The following is a 16729-nucleotide window of genomic DNA, read 5'->3' as shown; positions in this document are numbered from 1 at the left end:
TAGTCGGAAGCAGCAGTAAAAAGGGCAATTCGCTCAGCGAATTGCCCTTTTGTTTTCAGCAATCAGATTGGCTTTTCAGGTGCCGGTGCGCTTGTCGGTCGCGAAGCGCCGGACGACGCGGCGCTCGACCACGACAGAGCGCTGGGCGCCCTGTTCGCCGGCGATCACCCGGGTCGCGGTGCCGGTGCGGGCGCTGACGCGCGCCGTCTTCTTCACCTCGGCCAGCACGTCATCATAGGGCAGGCCCATCAGGGCTGAGGCGATTTCGGCCTGGGCCTCGAGATCGTCGGTGATGCCCATGGCCGCGAAGATCGCTTCCTCCAGCGTCGGCGGATCGTGCCGCACGCGTCGGGTGCCATACTTGGTGTTCCAGTCTCCGCTCATCGCCGCCTCATGTTTGAATCGCGGGAGATACGTAGGTGGCCCTATGTTGCATTGCAATATGAAAGTGAGATGGCAATCCAGCCATGCAACCAGAGTCTCTCAATCTTGTGAGCGCGAGAAAGTTCGGTTGAGATCGTGGCCGGACTGTCAGCGCTATCACGCGATCTCCTCTTCTACGACGATGCTCCCGTCGCACCTGCAAGGTCCACCGGCTGCTGCGGCCAGCGCTTCAGCGCGGCGCGGCCGGCGTCAGTCAAAACATAGATGCCGCGCTCGGCGCGGTCGAACCAGCCATAGACATTATGCAGCAGGATCTTACCGGCATCGGGAATGTCGGTTCTCAGATCACGCACGCGCCGTGGTCCTTCCGACAGCGCCGAGGCGCAGGCAAGCGCCTGCTGCCGATAGGCTGTCATGATCGGCGCACGGGTCGAGCCGCCCATCACAGGATCGCCCTTGCGCTTCTGGTGCTCGGCGACCAGGCGCGAGCGCTTCTTCGGATCGCGGCGAGGGGCGGCGGTCGGCGGCTTCACCAGCACCTCCACGTCGCCGCTACTGGTGACGCCGAGCATGCCGAAGCCGAGCCGCCGGCACAGGTTGCGATAGCGCGCATCGCTCTCACGGCCTTTGCCGCGGGCGGAAATCTTCGCAGCGATCCAGACCTCATCCGCAGCGCCGGCGCGATCGACTGCCTGCAGGATCAGTTCGAGGTTGAAGGCGAGCTTGAGCTCTCCGATCACGACAACCGGCGGATCGTCGCCGCTGAGCGCCACGAGATCGCAGCCGCCGATCTCGCCCTTGACCGTGAAGCCGAGCTTTTCGAGGAAGCGTTTGACGGGCAGATATAGCGCGGTTTCCAACGGAAAGGCTCCGGCGGCGCTCCTGGCCGCGACTCATCGCTGCAGCATAGCCCGGAATCGGGGCTGCCGACGCGAACGGGATTTGCCGATGGGGGACCGGGGCGGCTATGGTTGCCGGCGGGACAAGGCGCGACCAGTTCAATGATCCGGAACGGGCTTTATCACATCACCGTCGAATTCCTCGACGGCGTTCAAGGCGGCAATCAGGGCGTCATGGTGCTGCGTGACGGCCAGATGCGCGGCGGCGACTCGTTCTTTTTTGCCTATGGCAGCTACACCGCCGCCAATGGCAAGTGGAAGGGCGAGGTCACCAACCAGGAACACTCGCCGACCTATGGCGAGCGCCCGGTGTGGGAGCGCAAGGTCGTGACCATCGGGTTCACCGGCACCTATACCGACGAGACCGCCGAAGGTGACGGCATCGCGCTCGCCGGCAAGCAGAGCATCCGCTTCAAGTCGAAGCTGCGTCTCCTGATCCCGGACTGATCGTGGTTCGGCAGGCTGCGCCGTACGCCGGTGCGACAGTGCTCTAGACCCGTCCGTTGACCGGCAGCAACGCGCCGGTGACGGCGCTCGCGACGTCGCTGGCAAGGAACAGGATGACGTCGGCGAGCTCCTTTGGCGTCACCCATTTGGAAACGTCGGCCTTGGGCATGGCGGCGCGATTGGCCGCGGTATCGATGATCGAGGGCAGCACCGCGTTGACCGTGACCTTGCCCTTGAGCTCGGCGGCAAGCGACTCCGTCAGGCGGTGCACGCCGGCCTTCGAGGCGGCGTAGGGGCCCATGCCGGACGCCGCCTGCAAGGCGCCGAGCGCGCCGATATTGATGATGCGGCCGGCCCGCGCCTTGACGAGATACGGGATCGCCGCCTGCGATGTGTTCAAGGCCGTCATCACATTCATCGCGTACATGCGCTGCCAGGTCTTGGGATCGCCGTCAGCGATCGTCTCGAAGGTGAAGCCTCCGGCGATGTTGATCAGCGCATCGAGCTGGCCGAAATGCGCCGCTGCCTTGTCGATTGCCGCCTTGGCTTGCGCCGCGTCAGTGAGATCGACGTTGCCGAGCTCGATACGGTCGGGCGTCGCCGCAAGCTGCGAGGCTGCATGATCGATACCGGCGACGCGCGCACCGCGCGCGAGCGCTTCTTCGGCGACCACCTTGCCAAGCGCGCCGAGTGCGCCGGTGATGACGATGGCTTTTCCGTTCATGACGGTCTCCGTACAGGCAAAAAGCAGATGGCACCCACTATGATCAGGCGAATTTCATTTGCAATGCCGCGATTTCCGCGTCCTACTGCGCGTATTCATTAATTCATTCACGCAAAGGATGTTTGCGATGCCCGCGCCACGGCCATGTGAAACTCATCCCGATATCATCAACTTGAATCGTCGATTGCCGCATTTCGCAGATGCTCTGAGGAGCCAGCGCAAGATCAAGGTGGTGGCGCTTGGTTCGTCCTCGACGGCCGGCGCCGGCGGCATTTTGCCGTTCCCGCCGCGGCTCGAAATGCTGCTGCGGCAACGTTTCTTCGGCCGCATGATCGACGTGATCAACCGCGGGATCGGCGGGCAGGAAGCGCCCGAGGAATTTTCCCGCATCGAGTCCGATGTCGTTGCCGAAGCGCCGGTGCTGGTGATCTGGCAGATCGGCACCAATGCCGTCTACAAGAGCTACAATCCTGCCGAGGTGAAAGCCGCGCTCGAGGCGGGGCTCAATGTGCTTGCACCACTTCCGCTCGATGTCGTGGTGATGGATTCACAATATACCGAGGCCATCATCGGGACATCAGGCGCGCTCACCCTCGCCAACACGATCATGCCGATGATTGCCGACGTCACCACAAGCAAGCGGGTGAACTTGTTCCGTCGCTTCGCGCTGATGAAGCGGTGGGTCGACGACGGGATTCCGCTTTCCGAGCTCGACGACGGAGCGCCGGAGCATCTTCACACCAGCGAATGGGCAACCAACTGCGTGACGCAGGCGCTGTTCGGTGCGATCGATGAGGCGCTGGCGCCGGAGGCGATTACGTAAGACTACGGGGGACGGCCGGTTCGCTAAAATTTGCCGCAGTTCCGTAAGTCGATCGCAGAACCCTGTCCGTAAAAGCGGAGACCGACCAAGGCAGGGGATCAGCTATGGGAAATCTTCCGGATCACGGTTTACCGCTCGTTCAGCTTAAGGAGCAGCGGCGCGAACTCGTGGTCGCATTGCAGAATCGCAAGAGTCCGCTGAGCAACTGGGAACTGATGCAGATCGCGGCGATCCAGCAGGCGATCTCGGCGTTCGAGGACGTGATCGCCGATCTCGATGCCGAACTCGAGGCCGCGGCCTGAGCGCTTCGATCGCTCAGCCCATGAGATAGAGGCCCTCGAGCGCCTTGCGCTCGGCCGCCCCGAGCCCGAGGCCATCGCGGAAATAGCCGTCGAGGCTGCCGTAGTCGGCATCGATCGCCTCGAACGCTGCATTCAGGAACGGCTGCTGCACGGTGCCGAGCACCTGCCTGACCTCGTCGGGAAGCTCGGTGCTCGCCGACGGATCGCGTTTGTAGAACTTATTGGTCAGGAGATAGTCGTCTGCGATCACATCGTTCGGCACGCCGAGCGCGTGCAGGATCAGTGCGCAGGCAAAGCCGGTCCGGTCCTTGCCGGCGGTACAGTGGATGACGAGCGGAGCGCGATCCTCGATCAGATGGGCGAACAGCGCGCGATAGCGCACCGTGTTGTCCTGCACATAGCCGCGATAGGAGTCCCGCATCACCTCGAAGGCGTCCGCGCTCGAGAGTTGTCGGTTCGCTGCGATCGCGCGCAGGGTCGCGACGACGGTCGGCTCGACAGGCAGCGAATGCACAGTGATGTCGGCCATGCCGCATAGCGCTTCGGCGCGCTCGGCGACGCCGCGAAAATCGAACGCGCTTCTCACGCCAAGGCTGCGCACCACGGCGATGTCCTGCACGGTCAGATGCGCAAGATGGTTGGAGCGAAAGATCTGTCGCCAGCGCACCGTCCGCCCGTCGTGTGTCCGGTAGCCGCCGAGGTCGCGAAAATTGCTGGCGCCGGCGAGATTGAGGTGACGGGCGTGGGTTTGTGGCATCGGCAGGCCTTTGCAGCGGATGGGTCTCCGCGTTGCTCTATAGCCGCCATGTCGGGGGGAGAATATGACTTCTGGCGGGACTGCATTCCCGCGAGCGCAGTTCGTCGTGGCGTGGTCGGGGCCGGGATCCGCATTCATCATGGTTGTGGTGCGGGCATAAGAAGGGCCGAAACGCCTGGTTCCGACCCTTCTTATTGCTCTGACGCTTGTCGATGCTTCGGCGTTACGCCTCTCTGTCGTGCCGGCATCAGTGATCACGACCCGGCTTGTCGTCGTCGATCGCCGCCTGGTGATACCAACTGTCGCTGCACATGGCGGTTTCGACTTGTGTGGCGCGTTCGAGCGATGTCCGGACCTCGCCGTACCGGCGTCCACCGAGAGCCGCGCGACCACCGGCCGGGAATTGATAGATCTTGGCAGATCCCTGATTTAACCCCGAATTCATCATCGCAAACCTCCTCGATCGGGACGCGAGCCTCCATGGTGCGCCCGACTCCTTCGCGCGTGGTTACCTGTTTTTCGATATTGGCCGAGCCCCGGCCGGCCGCAAGATGACCAAGAAATAATCATGGTCTGCTCAATTAATGAGCACATTCCGGTTTGCACTCGATAAGGCAGGATGCGGCTGACCAATGCCTAAGCGGAGCACCGGGTCGCCCGGGTCCAGCCCGGTAGCTGCCAAATGTCATCAGAACCTGCCGCAGCTTTAATCTCGCAGGGGCGCTTGGCCCGATTTGCTGGAGAATCGGGCGGCTATGGGCTCCAAAAAGCGGATTCTGATCGTCTGGAGCGCATGGCAGCCGCGCCGCTATGTCGCAGAAAAAAATGTCATCTGCGCTGTGGATACCCGCAAGAAGGACAGGTGCCGCGGTGCAGCGACTGGCACTTTAATTGCTTAACAGGAACCGGCCGATGGTGGCCGGGTAGCTGTGCAGCGACCGACTGGCTTTCGGTTCCTCACGGTTTTGCATCATCAACAGAGAGGCTCAATGACCAAGTACAAGCTCGAGTATATCTGGCTCGACGGATATACGCCGACGCCGAGTCTGCGCGGCAAGACGCAGATCAAGGAATTCGCGTCGTTTCCCACCCTCGAACAGCTCCCGCTCTGGGGCTTCGACGGCTCGTCCACCCAGCAGGCTGAAGGCCACAGCTCTGACTGCGTGCTGAAGCCGGTCGCCTGCTATCCCGATGGCGCGCGCGAGAACGGCGTGCTGGTGATGTGCGAAGTCATGATGCCCGATGGCAAGACGCCGCATCCATCCAACAAGCGCGCCACCATCCTGGATGACGATGGCGCCTGGTTCGGCTTCGAGCAGGAGTATTTCTTCTACAAGGACGGCCGTCCGCTCGGCTTCCCGGAGTCCGGCTATCCGGCGCCGCAGGGCCCGTACTACACCGGCGTCGGCTACAAGAACGTCGGCAGCGTTGCCCGGAAGATCGTCGAGGAGCATCTCAACCTCTGCCTCGCCGCCGGCATCAACCACGAAGGCATCAATGCCGAAGTGGCGAAGGGCCAGTGGGAATTCCAGATCTTCGGCAAGGGCTCCAAGACCGCTGCCGACCAGATGTGGATGGCCCGCTACCTGATGCTGCGCCTCACCGAGAGCTACGGCATCGACATCGAATTCCACTGCAAGCCGCTCGGCGACACCGACTGGAACGGCTCGGGCATGCACGCCAACTTCTCGACCAAGTACATGCGCGAAGTCGGCGGCAAGGAGTATTTCGAGAAGCTGATGGCGGCCTTTGAGAAGAACCTCATGGACCACATCGCCGTGTACGGGCCGGACAACGACAAGCGTCTGACCGGCAAGCACGAGACCGCACCCTGGAACAAGTTCAGCTACGGCGTGGCTGATCGCGGCGCCTCGATCCGCGTGCCGCACTCCTTCGTCAACAATGGCTACAAGGGCTATCTGGAAGACCGCCGTCCGAACTCCCAGGGCGACCCCTACCAGATCGCGTCGCAGATCCTCAAGACCATCTCCGAGGTTCCGACTGGCGCGAAGGCTGCGGCCTAAGTCGATCTCGGAAGCGGATGGAAGTATCCGATACCGCAATCCGGTCCGCCAGGGGATACCCTGGCGGACCTTTGCGTTTGGTGACGCCGCTTCTGCGCGGTTGTCACGTGGACACTGATTTCGCCACGCGGCTATCCACGTTAAACAGCGGCTGCGTGTTGGCTGCGGCCTATGTCGGCCTCGCGATGAGGGTGGGGAATGCCATCCCGACATCGGAAGCGAAGCCGCGCCGCGCGCGACCCAGTTGGAGGCGCGGGGCCGTGGCGTATTCGCGGCTCGGCGCCAGCGGTGCCCTGCTCGCACAGTTGATCGCGCGGCTCGGCATCACGGAGGCGATCAACGCGCGCGTGGTGATCATTCCCCCGCGGGCTTCATCGCCGAAAAGCTCGTCACCGGCGAGGCCGACGTTGCGATCCAGCAGATCAGCGAGCTGAAGCAGATCGGCGGGATCGAGGTTGTCGGTCCGCTCCCGTTGGACCTACAAGCGCCGGCGGTGTTCTCGGCCGGGCGCATGACGGCTTCGCGGAAGGTCGATGCCGCCGATCATTTGCTGCACCATCTTGCATCCACGGCGGTTTGGCCGGTGTTGCGCGAGACCGGGCTCGAGCCTTGAATTTGCCGGCCCGGCGACGCAACCTGCCGCGCATGCTCAAACGACTCCATGCGATCATCGTCGCCGTGGTCCTGACGGCGCCGGCGCTTGCCCATGCGCAATCGGCCGATCTCGTGCTCTGCGACCGCGTTGCTGCCGACCCCTCCGATCCCGACAAGCCGGCCGACATCAAGGGCGTCCCTGAGATCGCGGCGTCGGATATTACGACCGCGATCAAATATTGCGCGATTGCGGCAAGATCCTCGCGCCGCGCGATGTACGAGCTCGGCCGCGCCCATGCCGCCAACCGGCAGGCGACGGAAGCGGCCGCAGCCTGGCGCAAGGCCGCCGACAAGGGCTCGACGTCGGCGATGGTGGAGCTTGGCGTACTCTACGGCACCGGCACAGGCGTGGGGAAGGATGAAGCACAGGCGCGCAAGCTGTTCGAGCGCGCAGCGCAGGCCGGCAATGCGCGTGGCGTCAGCAATCTTGCCGCGCTCGGCGGCAACGCGGCTTCCGATCCGGCGCGGGCGCGCGAACTGCTCGCCAGGTCTGCGGAGACCAACGCCGAGGCGCAGTATCAGCTCGGTATGATGCTGGCGGACGGCAAGGGCGGCGCGCAGGACGACATCGCCGCGCGGGCATTGTTCGAAAAGGCGGCCGCGCAGAACCACCCGGGCGCGCTGGAGCGGATGGGGGCGTTCGTCGCAGCCGGTCGCGGCGGACCGAAGGATACGGATGCGGCGAAGGCGTATTACGAGCGTGCCGCCGCGCTCGGCGACGAGGATGCGAAGAAGGCGCTGGAGCGCGCCCGCTGTCCCTATGTGATCAAGGACAAGCTCGGCAACGCGGTGACCAACCTCTGTTTCTAGCCGGCTTGGAACGTTCGCCGCGACATCGTCGTTGACGTCAAGCAAAACGCTGGCGAGGGCATGTCATGATCCGCAAGCTACGGTCCGGCGAGTACCGGCTCTATTCCCGGAAGGTCAATCCGAAGACCGGCAAGCGCCGCAATCTCGGCACCTTCAAGTCGCGCGCGGCCGCGGAAAAGCACGAGCGCGACGTGCAGTATTTCAAGCGGCACTGACGTCGCGTTCCCGCCCCTTGGCGCAGGGCGGAAGGTGGCGGTCTCAATCCTTGATCAGAAGGACGCCGCCGATCACGAGCGCTATGCCGATCAATCGCGAAACCGACACAGGATGGGGCGGAAGTCCGAAGACGCCGAAATGATCCATCACGATGCCCGCGAGCATCTGACCGGCGACGACGAGCGCAAGCAAGGTCGCCGCTCCGAGCGAAGGCAACAACAGGATCACCAGCAGGATAAACACGCCGCCGAGGAAGCCGCCGCTCCAGGCCCACCATGGCGTCGCCGTCACGAGCTTGAGTGACGGCACCGGCTCGCGCAGCACCAGCAGCACGATCACCATCGTCAGCAGACCGCCGAGATAGGAGACGAGCCCGGCCCAGGCGGGCGAGTTCAAGGCGGAACGCAGATTGCCGTTGAGGACCTGCTGAACCGACACGCTGATGCCCGCGCAGAGTGCGAGCAGATAGAGAAACCAGGCTTGCATGTAATGCCCCAAAACACTGATCGCTGCAGTATTCCCGGTCTCGCCTGATTGGCAAATGACCGCTATGCGTGTGGGCATTGCGCTAAACGCGGGGAATACCCTTTCACCCGCCGTCCAGATCGACTATGAGGCCGCAAGCTCCCGTTTCCCCCCAAAGTTTGCATGATCCGCCTCGATAACGTCTCAAAGCAAGTCGGCCACCAGATCCTGTTCATTGAAGCCTCGGCCGCGCTCCAGAAGGGCGAGAAGATCGGGCTTGTCGGCCCGAACGGCGCCGGCAAGACCACGCTGTTCCGGATGATCTCAGGCCAGGAACTGCCCGATGAGGGCCAGGTCTCGGTCGATCGCGGCATTTCGATCGGCTATTTCAGCCAGGATGTCGGCGAGATGTCCGGCCGCAGCGCGGTCGCCGAGGTGATGGATGGGGCAGGGCCGGTCAGCGTGGTCGCGGCCGAGCTGCGCGAGCTCGAGGCCGCGATGGCCGATCCCTATAAGGCCGATGAGATGGACGACATCATCGCGCGCTACGGCGAGGTGCAGCACCGGTTCGAGGAACTCGACGGCTATGCGCTCGACGGCCGGGCGCGCGAGGCGCTGGCGGGCCTGGGCTTCAGCCAGGAGATGATGGACGGCGACGTCGGCAAGCTTTCCGGCGGCTGGAAGATGCGGGTGGCGCTGGCGCGCATCCTCTTGATGCGGCCGGACGTGATGCTGCTCGACGAGCCGAGCAACCATCTCGATCTCGAAAGCCTGATCTGGCTCGAGCAGTTCCTGAAGGGCTACGAGGGCGCGCTGCTGATGACCTCGCACGACCGCGAGTTCATCAACCGCATCATCAACAAGGTGGTCGAGATCGACGGCGGCCAGCTCACGACCTATTCCGGCAATTACGAGTTCTACGAGCAGCAGCGCGCGCTCGCCGACAAGCAGCAGCAGGCGCAGTTCGAGCGGCAGCAGGCGATGCTCGCCAAGGAGATCAAGTTCATCGAGCGCTTCAAGGCCCGTGCGTCGCATGCAGCTCAGGTGCAGAGCCGGGTGAAGAAGCTCGACAAGATCGAGCGCGTCGAGCCGCCGCGACGGCGGCAGACCGTGGCGTTCGAATTCCAGCCCGCGCCGCGCTCCGGCGAGGATGTCGCGAGCCTGAAGAGCGTTCACAAGGGCTATGGCAGCAAGCGCATCTATGACGGGCTCGACTTCATGATCCGGCGCAAGGAGCGCTGGTGCGTGATGGGCGTCAACGGCGCCGGCAAGTCGACGCTGCTCAAGCTGGTGGCGGGTACGACCGAGCCCGATGACGGCGCGGTGACGATCGGCGGCAGCGTCAAGATGGGCTATTTCGCTCAGCACGCGATGGATCTGCTCGACGGCGAGCGCACCGTGTTCCAGTCGCTGGAGGACGCCTTTCCGCAGGCCGGGCAGGGGTCTTTGCGCGCGCTCGCCGGGTGCTTCGGCTTTTCCGGCGACGATGTGGAGAAGAAGTGCCGGGTGCTCTCGGGCGGCGAGAAGGCGCGGCTCGTGATGGCCAAGATGCTGTTCGACCCGCCGAACTTTCTGGTGCTGGACGAGCCGACCAACCATCTCGATCTCGCCACCAAGGAGATGCTGATCAACGCGCTCAGCGAGTTCGAGGGCACGATGCTGTTCGTCTCCCACGACCGGCACTTCCTCGCCGCGCTGTCGAACCGCGTGCTGGAGCTGACGCCGGACGGCATCCACCAATATGGCGGCGGCTACACCGAATACGTCGCGCGCACCGGCCAGGAAGCACCGGGGCTGCGGAGCTAGTCGCAGCATGATCCTGTAGCCCGGATGCAGCGAAGCGAAATCCGGGTCACTCTCCCCGTTCGCCGAAATCTCCCTTGTCCACCGCTCCGCTGCCGCCCCAATCACGCGGGTGGGTAGTTGCACCAGCACGATGGCTTGTGAGGCTCGTTGCCAACAGCTACGCTTCGCAAAAAGAGCGGGAGCGGAACGGCCATGAGACAGATCAGAATCGGCGACATCACGATCGATGCGGTGATCGAGCGCGAGGGACCCTGGCGGCGGCCGCAGGATTTCTTCCCGGCCTATGACGATGCCGTGTTCAAGCATCATCTGCGGACGATGGAGCCCGAGGTGTTCGACGCTGCACGCGGCATGATGATGATCACCTACCAGACCTTCGTGGTGCGCACACCGCGCTACACGATTCTGGTCGACACCTGCACCGGCGAGGACAAGGGACATCCGCCGCCGTTCGATTTCCCGGGCAAGGCGCGCTGGCGCAACGAGCTGTTCGCGCTCGGCATCTCCTACGAGCAGATCGACTACGTGTTCTGCACCCATCTCCATATCGACCACACCGGCTGGAACACGACCCTGCGCGACGGTCGTTGGGTGCCGACCTTCCCCAACGCAAAGTACATCTTCCACAAGCGCGAATATGCGGCCTGGGAGGCCGAACATGCCAAGGGTGCCAACCCGCCTGGCACGGTGTTTCGCGACAACTGCTTGCCGATCGTCGAGGCCGGGCAGGCGCTCCTGGTCGACGACGACTATGCGCTCGACGACACCGTCACGCTGACGCCGACACCAGGCCATTCGCCCTGTCATTGCTGTGTCAACATCTTCTCGAAAGGACAGCGCGCCGTGGTCGCCGGCGACCTGATGCACCACGCGATCCAGTGCCGCGAGCCGGACTGGTCGGCGAAGCCCGATTGGGACCCGAAGCAATCGGCGGTCTCGCGGCGGAAATTCTTCGCGTCAGTGGCCGAGACTGACACGCTGATCCTGCCGATCCATTTCCCAGCGCCAACGGTCGGCTTGATCAAGGCAGACGGCGAGCGTTTCGAATACCGTTTCAAGCGCGAGTAGACCCGTCCGGGCCTTGCATTTTCGCACTTCGATCTGCTCCGTAACCATGCATCGGAACGGATTCTTAACGGCCGCCGAGGACTCTTGCTCGATCTAGCAGAGGCAACGGTGATGCATCCCCGGCGGTTTGCGCGTGTTCGTCCGACAGGTCGCGTGCCCAATTCGGTCAAGCTTTTGCTTGAACCGAAGGCGCCGCTGATCGAGTGCAGGCTGGTGGACTATTCGGCTGGCGGCGCGTGTATCGAGTTGCCGCGTGCGCTGCCATTGCCAGAGCGTTTCGAGATGGTTCATGGCAATATCAGGAAACGTTGCCGGCGTGTCTGGAGCAAGGGGCTGCGTGTCGGCGTTTCGTTCTGACTTGCGCATTTGAGGGCGAAGCCATCTGCAAGATGATGGCCACCGACTTTCGTTCCCCGGGCCGCGGGGAGCGCGGCCCGAAGGTGGTGTCAAGCGACGATACCGGAGGGCAGGCGGACGAAGGGCTCAGGCGCCGCTTTCGCACTTCTTCATGAACGAGTTCTTGGCCGCGCCGGCGAGCTTCTTGCCGTCCGAACCGACCGCCTTCGTCTCGCAGGCGTCATGCGTGCACTTTTTCATGAAGGATGTTTTTGCCGCGCCGGCCAGCGGCTTGCCGTCCTTGCCGACCGCCTTGGTTTCGCAGGAGGCGTCCTGCGCAAACGCCGCGCCGGCGGCGAAGGTCGCAATCAGGGCAGCCAAGAAAATCCGCTTCATCTGGGTTTCTCCCTAAACCGTACCAGTGGCCGGATTGGATATCGGAATCTTGGGCCGATCAAGTTCCCCCAACCGATTTTGACGATAAAATACCTAACCGCCGGCAGAAAATTCTCGCCTTCGGCGGGAACAAGAATGGAGGAAGCGCGGAATGGAGTTCGAGACGCTGGTACAGACACGCAAAAGCGTGCGCGGATTCAAGAAGCAGCCGGTCTCTCGGGCGACTGTTGAGGAGATCATCGAGGTGGCCAAGCGCGCGCCGTCCTCGATGAACACTCAGCCCTGGCACGTCCATGTCCTCACCGGGGCTCCCCTGGAGGAAGTTCGGCGCCGCAACATGGAGGAGATGAGCGCCGGTGCGAAGCCGAAGCGCGATATCGTCAGCCATGGCGAGTACCAGGGCGTCCACCGCCATCGGCAGGTCGATATCGCCAAGAAGCTGTTCGGCGCGATGGGGATCGCCCGCGACGACAAGCCGATGCGGCAGGATTGGGTGCTGCGCGGCTTCCGCCAGTTCGACGCACCGGTCTCGCTGGTGCTGACCTATGACCGGATCCTGGATCCCGGCGCGGTCTGCCATTTCGATCTCGGCGCGCTCTGCTACGGCATCGTGCTGGCGGCCTGGGACCGCGGGCTCGGCAGCGTGATCAACGGCCAGGGCATCATGCGCTCCGACATCGTGCGGGAGGTCGCCAACATCCCGGAGGACCAGGTGATCATGACCTGCGTCGCGATGGGCTATCCCGATGACGGCTTTGCCGCCAACGCAGTGCGATCCGATCGTGAGGCCAACAGCAGCTTCGTCCACTACGTCGGCTTTGCCGACTGAGCGTGGCCCGCAGTCGATATGACAGGCCGGTCGGTTCACTCCTCGCGTTGACGAACAAGCTTGTGCTTCACTCTCATTTGCTCGATGCGCGGCCGGCGCAATTGCGCGATCGTTGACCACGCCGCGGGATATTGAATTCCGTATCGTGAAACCCGCTGCCTGCGTCGCGGCTGACTCGCATTTTCCGCTGTTTGCGTCGCTCCGAAATGCGCTACTGGTGTCCTGAAACACAACAACGCAGGCGAGGACATCAGATGAGCGACGATGAACAGACAGCCATGATCCGCGAGACGGTCGCGAAATTCGTCGATCGCGAACTCATCCCGCTCGAGCCGCAATATCTGAGATCGCGGCTGCCCGGCAGCGATCACCCCGAACTGACGGCAGAGCAGCGCAAGCGGCTGCGCGACGTGTCGAAGGAGCTCGGATTGTGGGGCCTCGACGCGCCCGAGGATCTCGGCGGCCACGATTTGCCAACGCGGACGATGGCGGCGGTGAACGAGGAGCTCGGCCGTAGCTGCGTGCCGTTCGGGTTGCCGCCGGATACGCCGAACCTGCGCATGCTGCAGGCGGTCGGCACCGACGCACAGAAGAAGAAATACATGCAGCCTTACATCGAGGGCCGGATGAGCTCGGCGATCGCGATCTCCGAGCCCGGTGCCGGCGGCGATCCCGCAGGCATGAAGACACGCGCGGTGCTCGAGGGTGACGAGTGGGTGATCAACGGCCGCAAGATCTGGATCAGCAACGCACGCGTCGCCGACTTCATCATCGTGATGGCACGCGTCGGCAGCGATCAGCGGCAGGGTGGCATCACCTCGTTCATCGTCGAGAAGGGGACGCCGGGCTTCATCATCGAGCGCGATATCCCGATGCTCGGCGGCGGCTCGACCTACGAGCTCGTGTTCGACAACTGTCGTATCCCGAAGGACTCCGTGCTCGGCGAGGTCGGTAAGGGCTACGCCCCGATGCAGCTACGCCTGCGCACGCGGCGGCTCGAGATGGGATCGACCTGCATCGGCATCACCAGGCGCGCGCTCGAGATGCTGTGCGAGCACGCCAAGCAGCGCGAGACGTTCGGCGTCAAGCTCGCCGAGCGCCAGGCGATCCAGTGGTGGATCGCCGACATCTCAACGCGCATGCATGCCTGCCGCCTGATGGTGCGCGACGCCGCCGACAAGACCGATCGCGGCGAGGACATCCGGCACGAGGCCTCAATGATCAAGGTGTTTGCGACCGAAATGGCCTATGAGGCCTGCGACCACGCCATGCAGACGCTGGGCGCGCTCGGCATGACGCTGGAGCTGCCGCTCAATGCGCTCTGGCAGAAGGCCCGCCTGATGCGCATGTACGAAGGGCCGAGCGAGGTGCATCGCCAGGCGATCGCCCGCCGCGTGCTCGGGCTGCGCGGCGGCTAGAGGCCGCCGAGCTCTCGAACCGGTCATTGCGAGAAGCAATGCAACGACTTGCCCGCCGAAGCCTTGGCGAAAGCGGAAGCAATCCATCGCTCCGCATATGCCGAAGCGTGGATTGCTTCGTGGAGCCTGTCATCGGGCGCGCATTCGCGCGACCCGGTGGCTCGCAATGACGTGGAAAGAGCCGATCCTTCATCGCGGCGCGTGCATTGGCTAAGCCGCGCGCACGTCGGACAGGAAGCGATTGACCTGGCCGGCCAGATCCTTCGACTGCGTCGAAAGCTGCTCGGCCGCGCCAAGCACCTGCGTGGCCGCGGCACCGGTGTCGTCGGCGGCGCGTTGGACGCCGGAGATGTTGGAGTTGACCTCCTGGGTGCCGCGCGCGGCCTCCTGGACGCTGCGCGCGATCTCCTGGGTCGCCGAACCCTGTTCCTCGATCGCGGCGGCAATGGCGGTGCCGATCTGGTCGATTTCAGTGATGACGTCGACGACATTCCTGATCGCGGTGACGGTCTCGTCGCTTGCGGTTTGGATCGCAGTGATCTGTTCGGAGATCTCGGTGGTTGCCTTGGCGGTCTGACCGGCCAAGGATTTCACCTCGGAGGCGACGACGGCGAAGCCGCGGCCGGCTTCGCCGGCGCGCGCTGCCTCGATGGTCGCGTTGAGCGCCAGCAGGTTGGTCTGCGCGGCGATGCTCTGGATCAGCGTCACGACGTCGCCGATCTTCTGCGCGCCCTCGGCGAGCGAGCGGGCGGTGTCGCCGGTCCGGCGGGCATGATCGACCGCGCGCGCGGCGATCTCGGTCGAGGTCGCGACCTGGCGCGCGATCTCCGAGATCGAGGACGTCAGCTCCTCGGTCGCGCTCGCCACCGTCTGCACGTTGGTCGAGGTCTGCTCCGATGCGGCCGCGACCACGGCAGCCTGGCGATTGGTCGTCGCCGCGGTCGAGGACATCGAGCGGGCGGTGTCCTCCATCACGCCGGAGGCCGACGACAGTCCGCCGACCAGTTCCGTGACCTTGATTTCGAACCCACGGGTGAGATCGTCGAGCACGCGGGCACGGCGCATCTTGATGTCGTTCTCGGCTTCCTTTTCGGCGGTGAGGCGGTCGGCCTCGATCTTGTTGTCCTTGAACACCTGCACCGCGGCGGCCATCGCGCCGATTTCGTCGTTGCGGGCGGCGCCCGGAATCTCAGCGGCGACGTCGCCCGTAGCGAGGCTTGACATGCGGCCGGTGAGGGCGGCGATCGGGGTGAGGATCCGGCGGCGGACCATGACGATGAGGCCGGCGCTCATCGCGGCGACCGCGATCAATCCGATCAGCGCCACCACGAAGCTGAGGCGCGCCGACGAATACGCAGCGGCAAGGCCTTGTTCGGCATTGTCATAGAAGGCGTCGCGGACGCCAACGATGGAGGCGAGGCCGACTTGCGACTCCGCGTAGTAGCTGTCGACATCCTGCTCATATTTGCCGGACAGCGCGCCCTCCTTGGCAAGCTTCAGTGCCTTGCCGAAGCGCTCGATATAGTCGGTCTGCATCTTGCCGAGCGCGGTCATGACGTTTGCGGGCGTGGCGGGATTGTTGCGCAGCTCCTGCAGCGTCGTGAGGATCTGCTGGGTTCTGCCGCTGCTGCGGAACAGCTCCATCTTCTCGGGCTCGGTGGCGGGGCGGCGCGCGCCGACCAGCGCCTTGTGCAGGCTGGCATCGAGACCGCCGATGTCGCGCAGGGTCCAGGCGACGTTGGCGTAGTTGGCCTGGCGAAAGGCGTTGCCATCAAGACCGGCGAGCCGGCGCACCTGCTCGTCGAGCAGCGTGGTCACGCCGGCGTTGAACACGGAGTTGTCGGCGACGATCTTGGTGGCGGCGGCACGGCGGGCGTCGACGGGCCCCGCGATCGCGGTCTGGATCGCGTCGCGGAGCGCGGCAAACTTCGCCTTGAGCGCATCGATCGCGCTCGCAACCGTCTCGCCGTCGTCGAGTGAGCCGGGCAGGGTGGCGCGCACCTGATTGACCTTGGCAAGCGCGCCGTCGGTCAGATGACGCAGCTTGTCGAGGCCGGCGAGCTGGGTCTGGTCAATCGCGCCGGTGCTGAACAGCAGGTTCGTGGAATAGCCGCGCTCCGGGTTCATGTAGCGCGGGATGTCGCCGACGGCGCGGACGATTTCGAGCCGGCTCTGCGCGGTCGAAACCTTGTCCATCGTCTGGTACTTCGTTACGGCGACATAGGCCGCAAGGCCGCCACCGACCGCGGAAAGCGAGACGATCGCGGTCGTCAGGAGAGTACCGATTTTCATGTGCTGTGCGCCCTTCTGGACGAGAGTGAGGTGAGGGCCTCAACCCTACCGGGTGCACATTAAGCTTGGGTTGACGATC

20 protein-coding genes are annotated in these 16729 nt (G+C 64.0%); 12 read left to right on the top strand and 8 right to left on the bottom strand.

Features of this window, described 5'->3' with window-relative positions; translation table 11 throughout:
* Positions 1 to 75 precede the first annotated feature (75 nt).
* Together P6U25_RS20410 and P6U25_RS20405 are read right to left on the bottom strand one after the other, a co-directional pair.
* Positions 76 to 384: a hypothetical protein gene (locus tag P6U25_RS20410; RefSeq protein ID WP_407146551.1), complete on the bottom strand. Its 309-nt coding sequence runs from the start codon at positions 382 to 384 to the stop codon at positions 76 to 78.
* Positions 385 to 557: 173 nt separating this feature from the next.
* Positions 558 to 1244, bottom strand: a complete 687-nt coding sequence (locus tag P6U25_RS20405) for a DUF2161 domain-containing phosphodiesterase (protein ID WP_407146550.1) — start codon at positions 1242 to 1244, stop codon at positions 558 to 560.
* Positions 1245 to 1385: 141 nt separating this feature from the next.
* Between P6U25_RS20405 and P6U25_RS20400 the strand changes: the two genes are divergently transcribed.
* Positions 1386 to 1730 carry a hypothetical protein gene (locus tag P6U25_RS20400; protein ID WP_407146549.1) on the top strand — a complete coding sequence of 115 codons (345 nt, stop codon included), beginning with the start codon at positions 1386 to 1388 and terminating at the stop codon, positions 1728 to 1730.
* Between the two features lie 43 nt (positions 1731 to 1773).
* On the opposite strand, the gene fabG is transcribed toward P6U25_RS20400, so the two are convergent.
* Positions 1774 to 2454 carry a 3-oxoacyl-ACP reductase FabG gene (gene fabG, locus P6U25_RS20395; RefSeq protein ID WP_407146548.1) on the bottom strand — a complete coding sequence of 227 codons (681 nt, stop codon included), beginning with the start codon at positions 2452 to 2454 and terminating at the stop codon, positions 1774 to 1776.
* A gap of 184 nt (positions 2455 to 2638) precedes the next feature.
* Between fabG and P6U25_RS20390 the strand changes: the two genes are divergently transcribed.
* Positions 2639 to 3277, top strand: coding sequence for an SGNH/GDSL hydrolase family protein (locus P6U25_RS20390; protein WP_407146547.1), 639 nt, complete (start codon positions 2639 to 2641; stop codon positions 3275 to 3277).
* 104 nt (positions 3278 to 3381) lie between these two features.
* A complete protein-coding gene (locus P6U25_RS20385; RefSeq protein ID WP_407146546.1) occupies positions 3382 to 3579 on the top strand; it encodes a hypothetical protein in 198 nt (65 codons plus the stop codon).
* Between the two features lie 13 nt (positions 3580 to 3592).
* Here the strand turns inward: P6U25_RS20385 and P6U25_RS20380 are convergent, their stop codons facing one another.
* Both P6U25_RS20380 and P6U25_RS20375 read right to left on the bottom strand, forming a co-directional pair.
* Positions 3593 to 4336 carry a tyrosine-protein phosphatase gene (locus P6U25_RS20380; protein ID WP_407146545.1) on the bottom strand — a complete coding sequence of 248 codons (744 nt, stop codon included), beginning with the start codon at positions 4334 to 4336 and terminating at the stop codon, positions 3593 to 3595.
* A gap of 247 nt (positions 4337 to 4583) precedes the next feature.
* A complete protein-coding gene (locus P6U25_RS20375) occupies positions 4584 to 4784 on the bottom strand; it encodes a DUF2735 domain-containing protein (RefSeq protein WP_407146544.1) in 201 nt (66 codons plus the stop codon).
* Positions 4785 to 5325: 541 nt separating this feature from the next.
* Here P6U25_RS20375 and P6U25_RS20370 point away from each other — a divergent pair.
* The 4 genes from P6U25_RS20370 to P6U25_RS20355 all read left to right on the top strand — a co-directional run bounded on the left by P6U25_RS20370 (position 5326) and on the right by P6U25_RS20355 (position 8039).
* Complete coding sequence (locus tag P6U25_RS20370) at positions 5326 to 6360, top strand: glutamine synthetase beta-grasp domain-containing protein (RefSeq protein WP_407146543.1); 1035 nt, start codon at positions 5326 to 5328, stop codon at positions 6358 to 6360.
* A 244-nt stretch (positions 6361 to 6604) separates the two neighbouring features.
* Positions 6605 to 6973, top strand: a complete 369-nt coding sequence (locus P6U25_RS20365; RefSeq protein WP_407146542.1) for a substrate-binding domain-containing protein — start codon at positions 6605 to 6607, stop codon at positions 6971 to 6973.
* A 32-nt stretch (positions 6974 to 7005) separates the two neighbouring features.
* Positions 7006 to 7824 (top strand): tetratricopeptide repeat protein, encoded by an 819-nt coding sequence (locus P6U25_RS20360; protein ID WP_407146541.1) that lies wholly within the window; start codon positions 7006 to 7008, stop codon positions 7822 to 7824.
* A 65-nt stretch (positions 7825 to 7889) separates the two neighbouring features.
* Complete coding sequence (locus P6U25_RS20355; protein ID WP_016843021.1) at positions 7890 to 8039, top strand: hypothetical protein; 150 nt, start codon at positions 7890 to 7892, stop codon at positions 8037 to 8039.
* Positions 8040 to 8082: 43 nt separating this feature from the next.
* Here P6U25_RS20355 and P6U25_RS20350 read toward each other — a convergent pair whose 3' ends face one another.
* Positions 8083 to 8526: a DMT family transporter gene (locus tag P6U25_RS20350; protein WP_407146540.1), complete on the bottom strand. Its 444-nt coding sequence runs from the start codon at positions 8524 to 8526 to the stop codon at positions 8083 to 8085.
* Between the two features lie 162 nt (positions 8527 to 8688).
* Between P6U25_RS20350 and P6U25_RS20345 the strand changes: the two genes are divergently transcribed.
* From P6U25_RS20345 to P6U25_RS20335, 3 genes are all read left to right on the top strand, one after another.
* A complete protein-coding gene (locus tag P6U25_RS20345) occupies positions 8689 to 10311 on the top strand; it encodes an ABC-F family ATP-binding cassette domain-containing protein (RefSeq protein ID WP_407146539.1) in 1623 nt (540 codons plus the stop codon).
* Positions 10312 to 10503: 192 nt separating this feature from the next.
* Positions 10504 to 11379: an MBL fold metallo-hydrolase gene (locus P6U25_RS20340; RefSeq protein ID WP_407146538.1), complete on the top strand. Its 876-nt coding sequence runs from the start codon at positions 10504 to 10506 to the stop codon at positions 11377 to 11379.
* Between the two features lie 111 nt (positions 11380 to 11490).
* Positions 11491 to 11736, top strand: coding sequence for a PilZ domain-containing protein (locus P6U25_RS20335; RefSeq protein ID WP_407152562.1), 246 nt, complete (start codon positions 11491 to 11493; stop codon positions 11734 to 11736).
* 126 nt (positions 11737 to 11862) lie between these two features.
* Here the strand turns inward: P6U25_RS20335 and P6U25_RS20330 are convergent, their stop codons facing one another.
* Positions 11863 to 12111: a hypothetical protein gene (locus P6U25_RS20330; RefSeq protein WP_407146537.1), complete on the bottom strand. Its 249-nt coding sequence runs from the start codon at positions 12109 to 12111 to the stop codon at positions 11863 to 11865.
* Between the two features lie 151 nt (positions 12112 to 12262).
* Between P6U25_RS20330 and P6U25_RS20325 the strand changes: the two genes are divergently transcribed.
* A complete protein-coding gene (locus P6U25_RS20325; RefSeq protein ID WP_407146536.1) occupies positions 12263 to 12940 on the top strand; it encodes a nitroreductase in 678 nt (225 codons plus the stop codon).
* A 254-nt stretch (positions 12941 to 13194) separates the two neighbouring features.
* On the top strand, positions 13195 to 14358 hold the full coding sequence (locus P6U25_RS20320; protein ID WP_407146535.1) for an acyl-CoA dehydrogenase family protein: 1164 nt from the start codon (positions 13195 to 13197) through the stop codon (positions 14356 to 14358).
* 210 nt (positions 14359 to 14568) lie between these two features.
* On the opposite strand, the gene P6U25_RS20315 is transcribed toward P6U25_RS20320, so the two are convergent.
* Entirely contained in the window at positions 14569 to 16650 is a 2082-nt protein-coding gene (locus P6U25_RS20315) for a methyl-accepting chemotaxis protein (protein WP_407146534.1), read from the bottom strand.
* Between the last annotated feature and the right edge of the window lie 79 nt (positions 16651 to 16729).

The sequence above is a fragment of the Bradyrhizobium sp. ORS 86 genome (genome assembly GCF_045571475.1).
In the GTDB taxonomy this organism is placed as follows: domain Bacteria; phylum Pseudomonadota; class Alphaproteobacteria; order Rhizobiales; family Xanthobacteraceae; genus Bradyrhizobium.
This window is presented reverse-complemented; position numbering and strand designations above follow the sequence as displayed.

Excerpts from the sequence above, each read along its gene's own strand:
- P6U25_RS20410 (WP_407146551.1), bottom strand. The coding sequence starts at position 384 with ATGAGCGGAGACTGGAACACCAAGTATGGCACCCGACGCGTGCGGCAC.
- P6U25_RS20400 (WP_407146549.1), top strand. The coding sequence starts at position 1,386 with ATGATCCGGAACGGGCTTTATCACATCACCGTCGAATTCCTCGACGGC.
- fabG (WP_407146548.1), bottom strand. The coding sequence starts at position 2,454 with ATGAACGGAAAAGCCATCGTCATCACCGGCGCACTCGGCGCGCTTGGC.
- P6U25_RS20385 (WP_407146546.1), top strand. The coding sequence starts at position 3,382 with ATGGGAAATCTTCCGGATCACGGTTTACCGCTCGTTCAGCTTAAGGAG.
- P6U25_RS20380 (WP_407146545.1), bottom strand. The coding sequence starts at position 4,336 with ATGCCACAAACCCACGCCCGTCACCTCAATCTCGCCGGCGCCAGCAAT.
- P6U25_RS20375 (WP_407146544.1), bottom strand. The coding sequence starts at position 4,784 with ATGATGAATTCGGGGTTAAATCAGGGATCTGCCAAGATCTATCAATTC.
- P6U25_RS20370 (WP_407146543.1), top strand. The coding sequence starts at position 5,326 with ATGACCAAGTACAAGCTCGAGTATATCTGGCTCGACGGATATACGCCG.
- P6U25_RS20360 (WP_407146541.1), top strand. The coding sequence starts at position 7,006 with ATGCTCAAACGACTCCATGCGATCATCGTCGCCGTGGTCCTGACGGCG.
- P6U25_RS20355 (WP_016843021.1), top strand. The coding sequence starts at position 7,890 with ATGATCCGCAAGCTACGGTCCGGCGAGTACCGGCTCTATTCCCGGAAG.
- P6U25_RS20350 (WP_407146540.1), bottom strand. The coding sequence starts at position 8,526 with ATGCAAGCCTGGTTTCTCTATCTGCTCGCACTCTGCGCGGGCATCAGC.
- P6U25_RS20345 (WP_407146539.1), top strand. The coding sequence starts at position 8,689 with ATGATCCGCCTCGATAACGTCTCAAAGCAAGTCGGCCACCAGATCCTG.
- P6U25_RS20340 (WP_407146538.1), top strand. The coding sequence starts at position 10,504 with ATGAGACAGATCAGAATCGGCGACATCACGATCGATGCGGTGATCGAG.
- P6U25_RS20335 (WP_407152562.1), top strand. The coding sequence starts at position 11,491 with ATGCATCCCCGGCGGTTTGCGCGTGTTCGTCCGACAGGTCGCGTGCCC.
- P6U25_RS20330 (WP_407146537.1), bottom strand. The coding sequence starts at position 12,111 with ATGAAGCGGATTTTCTTGGCTGCCCTGATTGCGACCTTCGCCGCCGGC.
- P6U25_RS20325 (WP_407146536.1), top strand. The coding sequence starts at position 12,263 with ATGGAGTTCGAGACGCTGGTACAGACACGCAAAAGCGTGCGCGGATTC.
- P6U25_RS20320 (WP_407146535.1), top strand. The coding sequence starts at position 13,195 with ATGAGCGACGATGAACAGACAGCCATGATCCGCGAGACGGTCGCGAAA.
- P6U25_RS20315 (WP_407146534.1), bottom strand. The coding sequence starts at position 16,650 with ATGAAAATCGGTACTCTCCTGACGACCGCGATCGTCTCGCTTTCCGCG.